The 15,703-nt window shown below is 66.1% G+C and carries 18 protein-coding genes and 1 pseudogene; 8 read left to right on the top strand and 11 right to left on the bottom strand.

Annotated features, from left to right (window positions below):
- Window positions 1–699: 699 nt before the first annotated feature.
- Together ID132_RS12300 and ID132_RS12295 are read right to left on the bottom strand one after the other, a co-directional pair.
- Window positions 700–1,590, bottom strand: a complete 891-nt coding sequence (locus ID132_RS12300; protein WP_328744478.1) for an ABC transporter ATP-binding protein — start codon at window positions 1,588–1,590, stop codon at window positions 700–702.
- A gap of 33 nt (window positions 1,591–1,623) precedes the next feature.
- Window positions 1,624–2,430, bottom strand: coding sequence for a carbon-nitrogen hydrolase family protein (locus ID132_RS12295; protein WP_193128755.1), 807 nt, complete (start codon window positions 2,428–2,430; stop codon window positions 1,624–1,626).
- Window positions 2,431–2,559: 129 nt separating this feature from the next.
- On the opposite strand from ID132_RS12295, the gene ID132_RS12290 reads away from it, so the two are divergent.
- Window positions 2,560–2,904, top strand: a complete 345-nt coding sequence (locus ID132_RS12290; RefSeq protein ID WP_125106133.1) for a hypothetical protein — start codon at window positions 2,560–2,562, stop codon at window positions 2,902–2,904.
- A 64-nt stretch (window positions 2,905–2,968) separates the two neighbouring features.
- Here ID132_RS12290 and ID132_RS12285 read toward each other — a convergent pair whose 3' ends face one another.
- The 3 genes from ID132_RS12285 to ID132_RS12275 form a co-directional block, all read right to left on the bottom strand.
- Complete coding sequence (locus ID132_RS12285; RefSeq protein WP_125106134.1) at window positions 2,969–3,763, bottom strand: ABC transporter ATP-binding protein; 795 nt, start codon at window positions 3,761–3,763, stop codon at window positions 2,969–2,971.
- Window positions 3,763–4,740 carry an ABC transporter permease gene (locus tag ID132_RS12280; protein ID WP_125106135.1) on the bottom strand — a complete coding sequence of 326 codons (978 nt, stop codon included), beginning with the start codon at window positions 4,738–4,740 and terminating at the stop codon, window positions 3,763–3,765. The genes ID132_RS12285 and ID132_RS12280 overlap by 1 nt, the downstream gene beginning before the upstream one ends.
- A gap of 88 nt (window positions 4,741–4,828) precedes the next feature.
- Window positions 4,829–5,797 (bottom strand): ABC transporter substrate-binding protein, encoded by a 969-nt coding sequence (locus ID132_RS12275; protein WP_235988564.1) that lies wholly within the window; start codon window positions 5,795–5,797, stop codon window positions 4,829–4,831.
- A gap of 166 nt (window positions 5,798–5,963) precedes the next feature.
- On the opposite strand from ID132_RS12275, the gene ID132_RS12270 reads away from it, so the two are divergent.
- The 5 genes from ID132_RS12270 to ID132_RS12250 all read left to right on the top strand — a co-directional run bounded on the left by ID132_RS12270 (window position 5,964) and on the right by ID132_RS12250 (window position 10,504).
- Entirely contained in the window at window positions 5,964–6,443 is a 480-nt protein-coding gene (locus ID132_RS12270; RefSeq protein WP_125106136.1) for an Lrp/AsnC family transcriptional regulator, read from the top strand.
- Window positions 6,444–7,277, top strand: a complete 834-nt coding sequence (locus tag ID132_RS12265) for an alpha/beta fold hydrolase (RefSeq protein WP_125106137.1) — start codon at window positions 6,444–6,446, stop codon at window positions 7,275–7,277.
- Window positions 7,278–7,288: 11 nt separating this feature from the next.
- Entirely contained in the window at window positions 7,289–8,107 is an 819-nt protein-coding gene (locus ID132_RS12260) for a hypothetical protein (RefSeq protein WP_125106138.1), read from the top strand.
- 48 nt (window positions 8,108–8,155) lie between these two features.
- Entirely contained in the window at window positions 8,156–8,692 is a 537-nt protein-coding gene (locus ID132_RS12255; RefSeq protein ID WP_125106139.1) for a MarR family winged helix-turn-helix transcriptional regulator, read from the top strand.
- Between the two features lie 165 nt (window positions 8,693–8,857).
- Window positions 8,858–10,504, top strand: coding sequence for a thiamine pyrophosphate-dependent enzyme (locus tag ID132_RS12250; RefSeq protein ID WP_193128768.1), 1,647 nt, complete (start codon window positions 8,858–8,860; stop codon window positions 10,502–10,504).
- Window positions 10,505–10,576: 72 nt separating this feature from the next.
- On the opposite strand, the gene ID132_RS12245 is transcribed toward ID132_RS12250, so the two are convergent.
- From ID132_RS12245 to ID132_RS12230, 4 genes are all read right to left on the bottom strand, one after another.
- Complete coding sequence (locus ID132_RS12245) at window positions 10,577–11,188, bottom strand: MBL fold metallo-hydrolase (protein WP_125106140.1); 612 nt, start codon at window positions 11,186–11,188, stop codon at window positions 10,577–10,579.
- Window positions 11,185–12,282 carry an S-(hydroxymethyl)mycothiol dehydrogenase gene (locus ID132_RS12240; protein WP_125106141.1) on the bottom strand — a complete coding sequence of 366 codons (1,098 nt, stop codon included), beginning with the start codon at window positions 12,280–12,282 and terminating at the stop codon, window positions 11,185–11,187. Before ID132_RS12240 ends, ID132_RS12245 begins: the two co-directional genes overlap by 4 nt.
- A 97-nt stretch (window positions 12,283–12,379) precedes the next feature.
- Window positions 12,380–12,577, bottom strand: coding sequence for a CsbD family protein (locus tag ID132_RS12235; protein ID WP_125106142.1), 198 nt, complete (start codon window positions 12,575–12,577; stop codon window positions 12,380–12,382).
- 103 nt (window positions 12,578–12,680) lie between these two features.
- Window positions 12,681–12,824, bottom strand: coding sequence for an antitoxin (locus ID132_RS12230; RefSeq protein ID WP_125106143.1), 144 nt, complete (start codon window positions 12,822–12,824; stop codon window positions 12,681–12,683).
- Window positions 12,825–12,997: 173 nt separating this feature from the next.
- Between ID132_RS12230 and ID132_RS12225 the strand changes: the two genes are divergently transcribed.
- Window positions 12,998–14,281 carry an ATP-binding protein gene (locus ID132_RS12225; protein WP_125106144.1) on the top strand — a complete coding sequence of 428 codons (1,284 nt, stop codon included), beginning with the start codon at window positions 12,998–13,000 and terminating at the stop codon, window positions 14,279–14,281.
- A gap of 84 nt (window positions 14,282–14,365) precedes the next feature.
- Window positions 14,366–14,830, top strand: coding sequence for a hypothetical protein (locus ID132_RS12220; RefSeq protein ID WP_125106145.1), 465 nt, complete (start codon window positions 14,366–14,368; stop codon window positions 14,828–14,830).
- 10 nt (window positions 14,831–14,840) lie between these two features.
- Here the strand turns inward: ID132_RS12220 and ID132_RS14230 are convergent, their stop codons facing one another.
- Together ID132_RS14230 and ID132_RS14225 are read right to left on the bottom strand one after the other, a co-directional pair.
- Complete coding sequence (locus ID132_RS14230) at window positions 14,841–15,278, bottom strand: hypothetical protein (protein WP_235988562.1); 438 nt, start codon at window positions 15,276–15,278, stop codon at window positions 14,841–14,843.
- Window positions 15,279–15,282: 4 nt separating this feature from the next.
- Window positions 15,283–15,703: pseudogene (locus ID132_RS14225) on the bottom strand (hypothetical protein); the annotation flags it as partial.

The following is a 15,703-nucleotide window of genomic DNA, read 5'->3' as shown; positions in this document are numbered from 1 at the left end:
CGCGGCCAGCAGCACTACGGCGACATTGACTCCGACGATCGTGCCGAGGTCGCCGACCGAACCGGCCAGCGCGAGGCTCGCGCCGGGCACCCAGTCGAGGCCTCGGGCGATGAGCTGGGCCGCCTCGTCGGCCACCTCCTGCCACGGCAGGAACAGCAGCGCGAAGGCGACGGTCGCGCCGAGCACCGACACGGCGTACCAGAACACGGCGCCAACCTCGCGGGTCGTGCGGCGCGCTGAAACCGCGCGTCCGGCACGTGCCCCGAGGCGATGCGCGAGCACGCAGCCGGCCCAGCCGACGGCGGCGAGCAAGCAGGCGACGCCGGGGTCAAGCCGCTGCTGCAGCGCGAGGCCAAGCGCACCATAGGGCACAAGAGCGATGGCTGAGGTGAGCTGAACAAAGCCGAGCGCGAGCGTCGTACTCGCCGCACGTGCGGGGCCGCGTCCGTGCACGGCGATACGGCGCGCATCGAGGGCATCGCTCGGATGCCCGAGCACGCCGAGCCCGAAGGCNCGCGATCGGCACGAGCAGCACCAGCAGCGGGGTCCACAGCAGCGCCGCGGCATCGCTGCCAGCGGTGCCGCTGTGAATGAGCGCGCCGGCACTGAGCGCACCGACAATCGTGAGCAGGAGCATCCAAAGCGTAGAGGCCCCGATTTGCGCGCGGGGGCGCAGGGACGCGGCGACGCTCCCCCAGCTCACCCGAAGGAGATTTCGAGCCAATCCAGCCCCTCCGTCTGCCCCGGGCCACGAACGAGGTCGCGGAATCGTTCTTCGAGCGAGACATTGCCGCGAACGTCGTCGACGGTGCCCTCAGCCAGCAGCTCGCCCTTGGCAATGACGGCGACGTGATCGCAGACTCGCTGCACGAGGTCCATCGAGTGGCTCGAGAGCACGACCGTGCCGCCGCGGTTCACATAGCTGTTGAGCACGTCGATGAACGTGCCGGCCGACACCGGGTCGATCGCCTCGAACGGCTCGTCGAGCACCAGCAGCTTCGGCGCGTGAATAAGCGTCGCGGCGAGCGCGAGCTTCTTCCGCAGACCGAGTGAATAGTCGACAACCAATCGATTCGCCTCGTCACGCAGGCCGAAGTCGTCGAGGAGGTATTCCATGCGCTCGCGCAGCGTCTCACCCTTGACGCCGCGCACTGCGCCGACATACGACAAGAACTGTGCGCCGGTGAGCTGGTCGAACATGCGCAGGCGGTCGGGCAGAATGCCGATGAGTTGCTGTGCCTTCGCGCGGTCACGCCACGCGTCGATGCCGAACACTTCAACCGTGCCATGGCTCGGCGGAAGCAGACCGGCAATCATCGAGAGCGTTGTGGTCTTGCCGGCACCGTTCGGCCCAACAATGGCCGAGAAGGAGCCCTGCGGAATGGCGAAGCTCAGGTGATCGACCGCGGTGTGTCGACCAAACTTCTTCGTCAATTCGGCGAGGTAGAGGGCCTCACCACCGTGCGTTCGCGGCGCTGCCTCGGTCTGACGCGCCATCGGCGTCATGGTCGACAGGCCCTCAGCCGTCTTCTTGCCGAGGCCGAGATCGCGGTTTTCCCCGCGCTCTCCCTGTTCGTCTGTTTTCGTCACATCTTCCAAGCTAGCAATCCCCCCACAGCCAACTTAGTCGGACGCGCGCACCGTGTACTTACGAAGACGTAACGCTGGGTTTTGATCTCGGGCTGCGGCGACCTCTGCCGGATCCAGCCAGGCCATCGCCACACCGGTGTCGGTGCCGAGCGTCGCGATGGTGACGCCGCGAGGGTCAACGACACTGCTGCCACCAACACCGATCGGTGCCGGGTGGTCGGCCGCCACGACGTAGGCGACGTTCTCGATCGCTCGCGCGCTGAGCAGCGCTCGCCAGTGGTGTTCCTTGAGCGGGCCGCGCACCCACTCGGCTGGCACCGCGAGCACGTCAGCGCCCGCATCAACGAGGCGACGGCTCGACTCCGGGAAACGCAGGTCGTAGCAGGTCTGCAGACCGATCGTGAGACCGTACGCCTCAAACACTGCCGGTTGCTCGCTCGGGTCGCCGGCGGTCAGCCACTCGCTCTCGCGTCCAGCGAACGCGTCATAGAGGTGCACCTTGCGGTACGCCGCGAGCAGTTCACCGGTGTCACCGAACGCGACGAGCGTGTTCGCGACGCCATCGCCGACCTGCTCGAGCATCCCGGCCACGAGGGTGACGCCGAACTCTGCCGCCAGCTGGCCGAGCGCCGTCGCGAACTCGCCGTCGAGCGGTTGCGCGACCGAGTGCATCCAGTCGCCGTAATCGCGGTCGAAGCCCGAACTGTATTCGGGTGCGACGAACATGCGTGCGCCGCGGTCGGTCGCGATTGCGAGATGGTCGCGAAGCAAGCGCAGATTCTTCGACGTGTCGAGGGTTGGTGCGAACTGACTCACTGCGCATGCAATTGCCTCTGACATGCGGCCAGCCTACGGGCATTTCCCCAAATCCCCTGCGCGGCCGCCGAGTCACTTGTTTCCTACGGAATAGCGCGCTAGCGTCAGTCGTGGTCGCGACGCACCGGGTGTCGCCGTTGAGAGGAATCCCCCATGCCGAAGTATGCCGTGATGCTGCGGTACGAGGTCGTCTCGGGTCTCGTCGTCGAGGCGAAGGACGAAGACGAGGCCGCCATGCTCGCGACCGAGCACGAGGCAAACCTGCACGACAGTCTCGAGGACTCTGAAGAGATCGAGGTCGTCGTCCGCAGTTGGGGCGGTGGCGACGTCGAGATCGAAGAGGCCGCCGACTCCGACGAGGCCGCCGAACTGCTCGACGAATGGGCCGACGACTACGAGGTCGACGACGAATACGACGAAGACGACCTCGACGACGAAGAATTTGACGACATCGACGAGGGCGACGACGAGCCCGACGAGGGGGAAAAGCGCGTCTAGCGCAACCACAAAACAAAGGGCCGCCCCACCAATCGGTGGGCGGCCCTTCGTCTTGTTGGTGTGACTAGGTAGCGAGCATCGTCTTGTCGTCGATGACCGCGCCCTTGATCGCGGCGAAGCGGCCGAGCAGGTCCTCCACGGTGGTCTTCGACTTCGCCTCGCCCGCGACCTCGTAGATGATGCGACCGTCGTGCATCATGACGAGGCGGTTGCCGAGGTCGATCGCCTGCTGCATGTTGTGCGTCACCATCAGGGTCGTCAGACCCGACTCCGACACAATGCGGCGCGTCAGCTCCGACACGTGCGCGGCGCGTGCCGGGTCGAGCGCGGCGGTGTGCTCGTCGAGCAGGAGGATGGACGGGTTCGTGAACCCGGCCATGAGCAGCGACAGCGCCTGCCGCTGACCACCCGAAAGCAGCCCGACTAGGGTCGTAAGCCGGTTCTCCAGCCCGAGGTCGAGGTGCGCGAGTTCGTCCCGGAAGAGCTGCTTGCGCTTCGAGGTGATGCCCATGCCCAGCCCGCGTGGCTTGCCGCGACGCAGGGCGAGGGCAAGGTTCTGCTCGATCGTGAGGTCGGGCGCCGTGCCCGCCATCGGGTCCTGGAACACGCGGCCGATGTAGCGCGCGCGACGGTAGTCGGGCATCCGTCGCACCGAGGTGCCGTCGATGCGCACGTCACCGCGGTCGACGTTGAGCTTGCCCGACACCGCGTTGAGCAGTGTGGACTTGCCGGCACCGTTCGAGCCGATGACGGTGACGAAGTCGCCGTCGGCGAGGTGCAGGTCGAGGTCGGCGAGCGCCTTCTTTTCGTTGACGGTGTTCGGGAAGAACGTCTTGGAGATCTTGTCGATGTCGAGCATTACTGCTGCGCCTCCTTTGCCGGTACCGCTGCGGGTTCAGCCTCGGTTGCGGACGGAGCCGCGGCCGGTTCGGTCTGTTTGCCACGCATCAGGCGATCGAGTCCGAGTCGTTTGCCAATGCCGAAGCGCGGAATCAGCAGCGCGATGACGACGATGACGGCGGTGATGAGTCGAACGTCGGTGTTGCTGAGGCCCGCTGAAAGTGCCGCGAAGATGACGAGGCGGTACAGCACGGCGCCGACAATCACGCCGAAGCTCGCAAGCCACACCCAGCGGTTGCCGAAGAACGCCTGGCCGAGAATGACCGACGCGAGGCCGATGAGGATCAGACCCACACCCATCGAGATGTCCGCCGAGCCGGTGTACTGCGCGACGAGCGCGCCGCCCACCGCGACGAGACCGTTCGAGAGCGCGAGCGTGAGAATCTTCATCGCGTCGGTGTTCACGCCGAACGAGCGAATCATCTGCTCGTTGTTCCCCGTCGCCTGAATCGAAAGACCGAGGTCGGTCGACAAGAACCAGTCGATCACGAGTTTCAGGACGAACACGGCGACGAAGAGGATGCCGACGGCACCCCAGGTGCCGAGCAGGCCGGCCTCGCGCAGGCCACTAAACGCGCTCTCCGAGCTGCGAATACCGACATTTGAAAGGGCGGCCGTGCCATTGGATATCCCCATGATGCGCAGGTTGACCGACCACAGGGCGATCATCGTCAGGATTCCGGCGAGCAGACCGTCGATCTTGCCGTAGGTGTGGAGCACACCGGTAATCGCGCCCGCAATGGCGCCCGCGGCGAATGACAGCAGGATCGCCAGGACGGGGTTCATGTCGTAGCTCAGGCACACGGCGGCGACAGCGGCGCCGGTAGTGAAGCTACCGTCGACCGTGAGGTCGGGGAAGTTCAGGATGCGGAAGGTGAGATACACGCCGAGCGCCACCACGGCGTAGATCAGGCCGAGTTCAAATGCACCAATCACGTGCGTCTCCTCTCAAAAATGGTGGGTTTTGAGCACAAACGGGTGGCCGCAATTGTGGCGCGGCCACCCGTGTGCACGTGGGATTGGATTATTCGACGACCGTAGCGGCTTCGTCGAGCATCTCCTGCGGAATCTCGAGGCCGACGGCCTCGGCACCCGCGGGGTTCACGACGAGGTCGAACTCGGTCTGTTCCTCGACGGCCATCGTCGCGGGGTCTTCGCCGTCCTGGAGGATGCGAATCGCCATCTCGCCGGTCTGAACGCCGAGCTTCGTGTAGTCAAGGCCGAGCGTCGCAACGGCGCCCGACTCGACGGGGCCCGTGTCGCCCGAGACGACCGGAACCTGCTTGTCGGCGGCGTAGGTCAGCACGGTGTCGATGCCCGAGACGACGGTGTTGTCGGTCGGCACATAGATCGAATCGACGTCACCGAGCGAGTCGAGCGCGGTCGGCACCTCGCCCACGTTCGTCACGGTGGCGGTCTTCAGCTCGAGGCCGAGCTCGTCAGCCTTTTCTTGGGCCAGGTCGACCTGGACCTGCGAGTTGACCTCACCCGAGGAGTAGACGATGCCGACCGACTCAACCGACGGGTCGAGCTGGGTGATCAGGTCGATCTGGTCGGCGACCGGGTTGAGGTCGGTAGTGCCGGTGACGTTGCCGCCCGGCTCCTCGGCGCTCGCGACGAGGTCGGCGGCGACCGGGTCGGTGACCGCGGTGAACAGCACCGGCACGTTCGTGATGGCGGTCGCGGCCGACTGAGCGGCTGGCGTCGCGACGGCGAGCACGAGGTCAATGTCCGGGTCGCCGGCAAAGCCTGCGGCGATGGTCGCGGCGGTCGACTGCTCGCCGTTCGCGACCTGCACGTCGAATTCGACGTCGATGCCCGCGTCGGTGAAGGCCTGCTCGAAGCCAGCGGTGGCCGCGTCGAGCGCCGGGTGCTGCACGAGCTGAATCACGCCGACCTTGAACGAGTCGCCCGAGGCGGCGCCATCGGTCGAGGCGGCGTCGCCACCACCGTTCGAGCAGGCGGAAAGCGCCAGCGAGCCAACAGCCAACATGCCGAGAGCGGCAAGAGATTTACGGATACGCATTTTCTACGACCCCTTTGTCAAATACGTGTCTGTCCCTAGTGGGATTAACACTGAAAACTAGCAGGAGATTGCCGGGAAGGCCCAACTAGTTATACATTCTGTCAACAGTCCTCACGAATGCAAAGGTGCACCTATGGATCGACTCGACTTCCAGATCGTGGAGCTGTTCACACGGCGGCCGGACTCCAGTGTGTTGTCGGCCTCACGGGACTTGGGCGTGGCCCGCCCCACCGTGCAAGCGCGGCTAAACCGCCTGCGTGAACGCGGCATCCTCGTGGACATCGTGCCGAAGCTGCAGCCAAGCCAGATGGGCTATCCCGTGCAGGCGATGGTGATGTTGCAAATTGATCAGCGGGTTGGGCATGAAGGCTTACATGATCGGCTTCTCGGCATCCCCGAGGTGATCGATTGTTCGACCATGGCCGGCCCCTGGGACATGCTGCTTCGGGTCGTGGCCCACTCAAACACCGACCTGCAGCGCGTCATCGACCGCATCGGCTCGCTCGAGGCGGTCGGTCGAACGAGCACCTCGATCGTGCTTCGCGACCTCGCCCGCGACCGGGTGCTGCCGCTCATGGACGACGCGACACAGGACGGAAAGATCACCGAATAGATGTTGCCCTCCTACACCGGCACTCACCCCCTGGCTGACGGCCGCTGGCTGCAGTGGGTGCGCTTCGGCGATGCGCAGGCACCTCCCGTGCTCTCGTTTCACGGTGCGCCCGGTTCGCGCTTCGAGGCCGCTCTGTACAACCGAGCGGCCTCGCACTTTGGCGTTCAGGTCGTGTGCCTCTCACGACCCGGATTCGGTCTGTCGACCTGGCGCCCGCACCGCCACGTGGCGAACTTTATCGACGACGTCGAATCGTTTGTCGCCGCGAGGTCGTGGTCGCGTTTCGCCGTCGTTGGCTATTCCGCCGGCGGCGCCTACGCGCTCGCCACAGCGCTCGCCATGCCGGAGCAGGTATCCGGCGTCGGCCTCCTGGCGCCTGCGGGGCCCCCGCAGTACACCGGGATGCCCATGGGTCCGAACCTTGCGATCTTTGCGGGTGCCGCGGCGAGCGTCGGCGCCCTTGGCCACAACTCCCTCTTCACCTCGGCAAGACAGCGCGCGGGCCTCGGACTCGACCGCAGGTTTGGGTTGCCGGATGCCTCCGGCGATGCGTTTCTCGACTCGGTCGTCGGCGCCTTCCGTCGCGGCCCCCGCGGCGTAGCTCTGGACCTCTCGCTCGTGCTCTTCGACTGGGGCTTTGATCCGGCGGAACTCGACCAGAGCATCCCCGTCACGATGTGGCAGGGCAAGCGCGACCTTTCGGTCCCTTGGCGCGGCAGTATGCAGCTCGCCCGACGCATCCCCAATTGCGAGTTTCATCTCGACCGCACGGCGAATCACTTTTCGGTCTATACGCGGCACGCCGACGAGGTTCTCAGCAAGTTGGCACGCTAGCCTGACGCCTCATGACTGAGCAATCCGCAACCGAACGAACCTCATCGCGTGGCGATGTGCTCGTGCGCGCGCTCGACCGCGCGCTGCGCGTGCAGCGCCCGGCGGCCCTCGCGTTTGTTCGTCGTCTGAGACGGGCCGCTCCGGAGGCCACTCCCGATGACCTCCTGCGCGTGGTCGAGAAGTGGTATCGGCGCACCGCGATGGGTACGGGCGGTGGCGTCGGCGCGGCGAGCGCGATTCCCGGCATCGGTACCGCGACCGGTATCGCGCTCATTAGCGCCGAAGTCGTGTCGTTCCTCGACCTCACGGCGCTCTACGCGCTCACGGTGGCGGAGCTCCATGGCGACGCGACCGACGACCCCGAGCGCGCCCGGGCGCTCGTGATGGGCATCCTGCTCGGTGACCGCGGGCGCAAGCTCGTCACCGAGTTTGTGCGCACCCGCGCCCCGCAGACGCTGCTGAAGTCGGCGGCCTGGGGTGAACTCGTCACCGAGGCGCTCCCCCAGGTGTTCGTCGGCGAGTTGGGCCAGCGACTCTCGACGTCGTTCCTGACGAAGTTCGCGGACACGCACCTCGGCGGGCTCATCGGCAAACTGCTGCCTTTTGGTATCGGCGCCGCCGTCGGCGCGCTCGGTAACCGCGCCCTCGCGAACGACGTGATCCGCACCGCCGACGGCGCATTCGGGCCGGCGCCGCGATGGCACGTTGGCGACCTCAGCGACGACACGCTCGCCCAGCTCGATGCGGCGAACCCGAGGTTTCAGCGACGGCAGGCGAAACTCGAGCGCGGCCTGGAGCGCAAACAACTGCGGGCGAAGAAGACAAAGTAACCACAAATTTACTTGATCCTTCAAGTAAATTTGTGGCAGAATCGGCACATGGCGCAAGAAGAACCGAAGTGGCTGTCCGTTGACGAACGTGCCGCATGGATGCGCCTCCTCGGCGTCCTCCAGTTGCTGCCGAGCGCCCTCGACTCGCACATGCGCAAGCACGCGCACCTCACTCTCACCGAGTATTACGCCCTGGCGATGCTGTCAGACGCGCCGCACAACCGCATCCAGACGAAGCAGCTCGCGGTGTTCACCAACACGACCCTCTCCCGTCTCTCGCGCGTGATCTCCGGACTTGAGGACGAGGGCCTGCTGCGCCGCGTGCCGAACGAGCATGACGGCCGGGCGACCGACATTGAGCTGACCGAGGCCGGGGCCGCGCGCCTCGTCGAGTCGGCGCCCGAGCACGTGAATTTCGTGCGGCAGGTGGTGTTTGCACCCCAGGGTCCGGATGGGGTCGGCGAACTCCACCGGTCAATGGACGCAATTCTCAATGAGCTCGACCCCCACCAGCAGCTGCATCGAGACCCCCTGGAGCTGCAGCCGAGCTGCTCGGGTGGCAACCCAGAGGAGTCCGCGAGGTAGCGCACTCCCCCGGCGGGTTGGTGAACGTCGTTCAAAAAACTTGAACGGGAATTTTGTCAGAATTCCGAAGGACCACTCTGGGTTGATCCCACCTGCAAAGGAGCTTGCTACATGGAAACCCCCGCCACTGGCGCGATTCCGACGATTGACGTCGTCACCGCACAGATGAACCAGCTCGTCGAGCGCAAATCGGCCGGTCATCAAATCGTCGAGTCGCTCGAGGCGCACGGTGTGAAGCGCGTGTACGTGGTGCCGGGTGAAAGCTACCTCGACGTGCTCGACGGCCTGCACGGTTCGTCGATCGACACGATCGTCTGCCGTCACGAGGGCGGCGCGGCCTACATGGCCGAGGCCGACGGCAAGCTCGGCGACTTGCCCGGCGTCGCCATGGTCACGCGCGGACCCGGCGCGGCGAACGCCCACGTTGGGCTCCACACCGCGTGGCAGGACTCGACGGCCATGGTCCTCTTCGTCGGCCTCATCCCCTTCGAGCACCGCGAGAAGGAGGCCTTCCAGGAGTTCGACCCGAAGCGCTGGTTCGCCTCGGGCGCGAAGCGCGTCATGGTGCTCGACCATCCGGCCCGCGCGAGCGAGGTTGTCGCCGAGGCGATGTTCTCGGCCTCGTCGGGTCGCCCGGGCCCCGTCGTCGTCGGTCTCCCCGAGGACGTCATCACCGAGCTCATCGACACCCCGATTCACCCGACCATCCCCGTGGCCCTCGGCGGCATGACCGTCGATGACTGGAAGTCGCTACGCACGGCGCTGCTCGAGTCCGAGAAACCGCTGTTCGTCACGGGTGGCAACGACTGGAGCGTTCAGTCGACCGAGGCCCTCACGAAGTGGCTCGAGGAGCACTCGCTGCCCGCCGCCGCCGAGTGGCGTACCGAGGGCACGGTGCCCTTCGACTCGCCCTCCTACGTCGGCCCCCTGGGCTACGGTCGGCCGAACTTCTCGGCTGACCTGCTCGACGAGACCGACCTCATTGTGTTCGTCGGCACGGCTCCCGGCGACGTCATCACAAGCGGGTTTACCTCGCGCCAGAACTGGAACCAGCGCAACTTCATCGTCACGATTGACCCCTCGCTGCGGGGTCGCAGCGGACCGATCTCGCACCAGATCGTCGCCAAGCCGCACAGCTTCGTGCGCGACCTCGTACGCATGGACCTGCCCGAAAAGGCCTCGTGGCGTGAGTGGACGCAGCGCCTGCGCGCGAAGCAACAGACCTGGTCGGCCGCACCGAGCTCGACGCCGAACGACGGCAAGGCGACCATGGAGACACTCATGGGCAACCTCGTCGAGCGTCTGCCCGAGGATGCCATGGTCACCTTTGGCGCGGGCGAGCACACCAACTGGGCGCACCGCTACTTCCCCACGCGCGGCTACGCCTCGATGATCTCGGCCCGCAACGGTTCGATGGGCTACTCGGTGCCCTCGGCAGTCAGCGCCGCCCTGAACTTCCCGGGTCGCGTCGTCGTGACGATCGCCGGTGACGGCGAGTTCCTCATGAACGGCCAAGAGCTTGCCACCGCCGCGCAGTACGGCGCGACGCCACTCGTCATCGTCATGGATAACGGCGAGTACGGCACGATCCGCACGCACCAGGAGGCCCACTACCCGGGTCGCGTCTCGGGCACCCAGCTCAAGAACCCCGACTTTGCGAAGTTCGCCGAGTCGTTCGGCGGCGTGGGCATCCGCGTCGAGACCGACGCCGATGTGCCGGCCGCGGTCGAGCGCGCACTCGAGACCGTGCAGCGCGGTGAGACCTTCGCACTGATTCACCTCATCGTCGACCAGCGTCAGAAAGCGTTCTAGCCACCAATGCAAGCGGGCCTGGCGATCGATTCGATCGCCAGGCCCGCCGACGTTTCCGTCGCCACCGGTTCGCTAGACCCAGTCGCGTGCGCGCTCCGCACCGATGGTGGTGTCGTCACCGTGCCCGGTCTTGACGACGACCTCGTCGCCGAGCGGGAAGAGCTTCTCGCGAATCGACTGCTCGAGCGTGCCGCGGTCGCTGAAGCTGCGGCCGGTGGCGCCCGGGCCGCCCTGGAACAGCGTGTCGCCGCTGAAGACGACGCCGAGTTCGGGCACCGCGAGACACACCGCGCCAGGCGCGTGGCCGGGGGTCGCCAGCACACGAACGACGCTGCCCGCGATCTCGAGCGTGTCGCCGTCGTGGATCTCACCGTCGGGACGGCGCTCGGGGTGCGTCAGGCCCCAGAGCTGCAGGTCGTCGGGGTTCAGCAGGATGCGCGCGCCCGTACGCTCCGCGAGTTCGGGAGCGACCCGCACGTGATCGTCGTGGGCATGCGTGCAGACAATGGCCTGCACCTTGCGATCGCCGACGACCTTGAGAATCTCGTCAACGTCGTGGGGTGCGTCAATGACAAGGCACTCGGAGTCGTCGCCGAGCACCCAGACGTTGTTGTCGACGTCAAAAGTCTCGCCGTCGAGCGAGAAGGTGCCGGTGATGACTCCGTGATCGATGCGTGCGGTCACTGCTGTGCCTCCTCGAGAATGACGACGCTGCGCAGCACTTCGCCGCGGTGCATCTTTTCGAATGCCGCGTCGATGTCGTTGATACCGATCTCCTCCGACACGAACGCGTCGAGTGGCAGGCGGTCCTGCAGGTAGAGGTCGGTGAGCATCGGGAAGTCGCGCTCGGGCAGACAGTCGCCGTACCAGCTCGACTTCAGCGCGCCACCGCGGCCGAATACCTCGGCGAGCGGCAGCTTGAGCTCCATCTCGGGGTTCGGCACGCCCACGAGCACGACGCGGCCGGCGAGGTCACGAGCGTAGAACGCCTGCTCGTACGTCTCGGGCCGTCCGACGGCCTCGATCACCACATCCGCGCCGAAGGTGTCGGTTGCGGCGCGGATGGCTTCAACCGCATCCACCTTGCGCGAGTTGACGGTGTGAGTCGCGCCGAGTTCCTTCGCCTTCTCGAGCTTGCGGTCATCGACGTCGACCGCGATGATCTTCGTCGCGCCCGCGAGCTTGGCGCCGACAATCGCCGCGACGCCAACGCCGCCGCAGCCGATAACGGCGACGGATTCGCCGCGCTGCACAGCGCCGGTGTTGATGGCCGCGCCGATGCCCGCCATGATGCCGCAGCCGAGGAGGCCCGCGGCCGCCGGGCGTGCCGCCGGGTCGACCTTGGTGCACTGGCCCGCAGCAACGAGGGTCTTCTCAATAAACGCGCCGATACCGAGCGCCGGCGAGACCTCCGTACCGTCCTCGAGCGTCATCTTCTGCGTCGCATTGGCGGTGTTGAAGCAGTACCACGGCTGACCGCGTTTACAAGCGCGGCACTCGCCGCACACTGCGCGCCAATTGAGCACGACATAGTCGCCGGGCGCCACGTTCGTGACACCGTCGCCAACCGCCTCGACGATGCCCGCTGCTTCGTGACCGAGGAGGTACGGGTAGTCGTCGCCAATACCGCCGCGCACATAGTGGAGATCGGTGTGGCACACGCCGCAGGCTTGCACCCGCACAACCGCCTCGCCAGGGCCAGGGTCGGGAACATTGATGGTGACGAGTTCTACGGGCGCGTCCTTCGCCCGGGCGATGACGCCCTGTACTTGCTGCATGAGTGCTCCTTTGCGCGTGCCTACGAATTCAGATTACGGGTGAACAGCGACAGTGGCGGGGCGATCAAATGATCACCCCGCCACTGCTGCGGACGATTTACTTGCCGCGAAGCTTGTCGATGCCGTCCGAGATGCCGTCCTTGACATTCTCGAGGCCCTGCTTGATGTTGGCCGAGGCCTGGTCGGCTTTGCCCTCGTTCTCGAGGTCCTTGTTGTCGGTCGCGGCACCGACGCCTTCCTTGCCTTTGCCAACAAGCTCTTCACCCTTGTTGCGGGCGTCATCAGCGAATCCCATACAATCCTCCTTCGGTGATTACCACCACTGGTGCGGCGGAACTCCACCTACCCTTACAGGCCAGTCTGGGCAGAGCCTCCAATGGTGGCGAGTGCCCGGCGAGTTAGGCCGAGGGCTGCTCGTCGTTCTTGTCGCCCTCGTTGCCAAGCTTGCCGTCCTTGATGTCCTCGACGAAGTCCCCAACCTTGTCCTTCGCGTCGTTCACGAAGTTGCCGACGTTTTCCTTCGCGTCATCGAGAAAGCCCATGATCACTCCATATCTTCGGTTTGGCGCCACGCTTGTGGCACAGGGATGCTGACACGTCCGCCTGCATGTTTTCCTGAGTTCGTGAACCCGATTCAGTATTGGCCAGCGCGGGGCGCGGGCTGAGTTCAGTACGCTGTTGCCAACGAGCGTCCCTCCACCGAAGTAGGCAGACCATGACGAACTGGCGCATCCGCGATCTCCAACCGACCGATCTCGACGGCTTTCTGCGCCTCTGGGAGGGCTATGCCGCATCCGGAGTCGAGCCGGTCTACTCACTGAACGAGGTGCTCGCGTCGACCCGGGTAGACACCGCGGTAGTGGCCACCTCGGGTGACGAACTCGTTGGTGCCGCGGTCGCGCGAGCCGCCCACGACCAGGCCTGGGTGGTCTTCATCGCGGTCGCCCCGACCTGGCGCCGGCGCGGCATCAGCGGCGCGCTGCTCGGCGCACTCGAGCGCCGCCTGGCTTCGCAGGGCAGTTCGAAGATGTCGATCCTCGTGCCCGATGGCGAGGAGCACGCCGGCTCGCTGACGCGGGCTGGCTTCGTCGACAAGCGGCACCTGCGCTATTTCGAGCGGGCGATCCCCATCCGGCAGGAGCAGGTGCTCGTGCTACGCGATCTCGGCGGGCGCGTGCTCGACCGCAATCGCTGGGACAACATCGGCGGCATGCAGCACGAAAAGCAGACCCTCGAGCGCCGCCTCGTGCTGCCGCTCTCCGACCCAGAGCTCGCCGAACAGTTCGGCGTCGTGCCGCCGCGCGCGATCGTGCTGTTCGGGCCTCCGGGCACCGGCAAGACGACGTTTGCGAAGGGCATCGCCTCGCGGCTCGAGTGGCCGTTCGTCGAGGTGTTTCCCTCGCGCCTGGCCGCGTCGCCGAAGGGGCTCGCCGGAGAGTTGCGTGAGACCTTCGAGAAGATCGACGAGCTCGACCACGCGGTCGTCTTCATCGACGAGGTGGAAGAGATCGCCGTGCGTCGTGGCGGCGAGCCGCCGTCGCCGATGCAGGGCGTGACGAACGAGCTGCTCAAGATCATCCCGAACTTCCGCGAGAAGCCCGGCCGCCTGCTCATCTGCGCGACGAACTTCATCCGCGCCCTCGACCCGGCTTTCCTGCGGCATGGGCGCTTCGACTACGTGATTCCGATCGGCCTGCCCGACGCCGAGGCCCGGGCCGCGATCTGGCGGGGCTTCATGCCCGAGCGGTCGAAGGATGCGGTTGACTACGCCGCGCTCGTCTCGGCGACCGAGGGCTTCTCCCCCGCCGACATCGAGTTCGCGTCACGCAGCGCCGCCCAGAACGCGTTTGAGCGGGCGGTCGCGGCGGGCGGCGAGGCCCTCGAGCGAGGTCCCAGCCAGGCCGACTTCGAGGCGGCGATCCGCCAGACGCGCACGACCGTGTCGGCCGAGGTCGCGGCCGAGTTCGAAGAGGACATCACGAGTCTCGCGAGGCTCTAGCGGGAGTGATACCCACCGATTTACGTGGGTCGTGCGACTGCAGTCGGATGCTCCCGGCGGCAGCGCTGTGGCGAGATCGTCGCCGTGATTATTTGGCGTGGGTGGGGTGTGCTGGCGTTCGGCTATGGCGCGGTCGCGATGGTACTGTTTGCCGGGCTCGGCAGCACATTCCTTGACGAGTGCCCAATTGCCTTCTCAGCGGCGATCGGCCTCAGCCTCGCGGCCGTCGCGACCTGGTTTACCGGGCGCGCGATGAACATCACCGGCCCGCTGCGCAAGGTCGAAGAGTGGCGCGTACACCGGGAGCTCCAACTCGCGGAGCTCGTCGAGTCGGGCCAGTTCTCGCTCGGATCCGGCCAGCCGCAGCCCCGCTCGTACGAGGAAGCTCGGCAGATGAGCGCGCAACTGCTGCAGGCCGAACTCAGCGCGGCGCAGCGGGTGAAGAACGTCCACACGCTGTTCTTCATCCCCATGCAGTTCTGGGCGTTCATCTTCGCCGCGCTTGCCGTCTTTGCGCTCGTGTCGGGCATCATCGGCGCCACGTCGTAGCGGCAACGGTTCAGTCGGCCTCGATCTGGTGGGCGCCCGAGTCGTTGTCGAAGCGCGCCGTTTCACCGACGCGGCCCCGACGCAGGAACTCCTCGACGAAGGGGAATCGATCGACGAACGAGGCGACCGCCCAAATTTCGTGGTTCGCGCTATCGGCCATGTACGCCTCGGATTCGAACCCGGTGACCGACTGCAGCCCGCGATCGGTGATCGTCACCCAGCGCGGCGGATGCTCGTAGTGAAGCTTCGACAGCATGACCGGCTCGTTGTCGGCAACGCCGCTCGGCTCAACGGATTCTTCACGTTCGACGTCAAGAAGTGCGTCGACTGAGCCGACCTTCGCCCGCAGCGCGTCGAACCCCTCACTCGCGACGACGCCGGCCTCGGCGTCGGTGAGCATCCGCAGCGTTCGCACGTGGCCGACTACCGTGCCATCCTCGGCCCGCACGTCGTCAAACTCTGCACCCCAGCGCGACCCGGTTGCGACGATCGACGTGATCGCGGTACCAGTGAGGAATGGCTCGGTATTGCGCCACGGCGCGCCGACGGGAGGCACGCGCCGGTTCTGCGATGTCATCGCAGACGATCCGCAACGCGATGAAGCCCGCGCCCTGCTGACCTTCGACTACTTCGACGGCAAGTTCTACTGCCTCGCCGGAGTCGGTCGGCAGGTTGGAGGCACCAGCCGTCATGAGCGTGATCGGTCCACCCTCCGGTCGCTTCTCGATGACCATGACGACGCCCCCAAGCTTTTCCTCGAGCATGCGCGGCGCTTGGCCGAAGGCGTTGAAGATGTGGTTGGGGAACGCGTCGTGTCCGCTCATGGCTGCCAGCCTGCCAGACGCGAATATGAGCCGCATCGACGACGCGCGC

Origin of the sequence: Gulosibacter sediminis, assembly GCF_014904065.1 — a bacterium.
In the GTDB taxonomy this organism is placed as follows: domain Bacteria; phylum Actinomycetota; class Actinomycetes; order Actinomycetales; family Microbacteriaceae; genus Gulosibacter; species Gulosibacter sediminis.
This window is presented reverse-complemented; position numbering and strand designations above follow the sequence as displayed.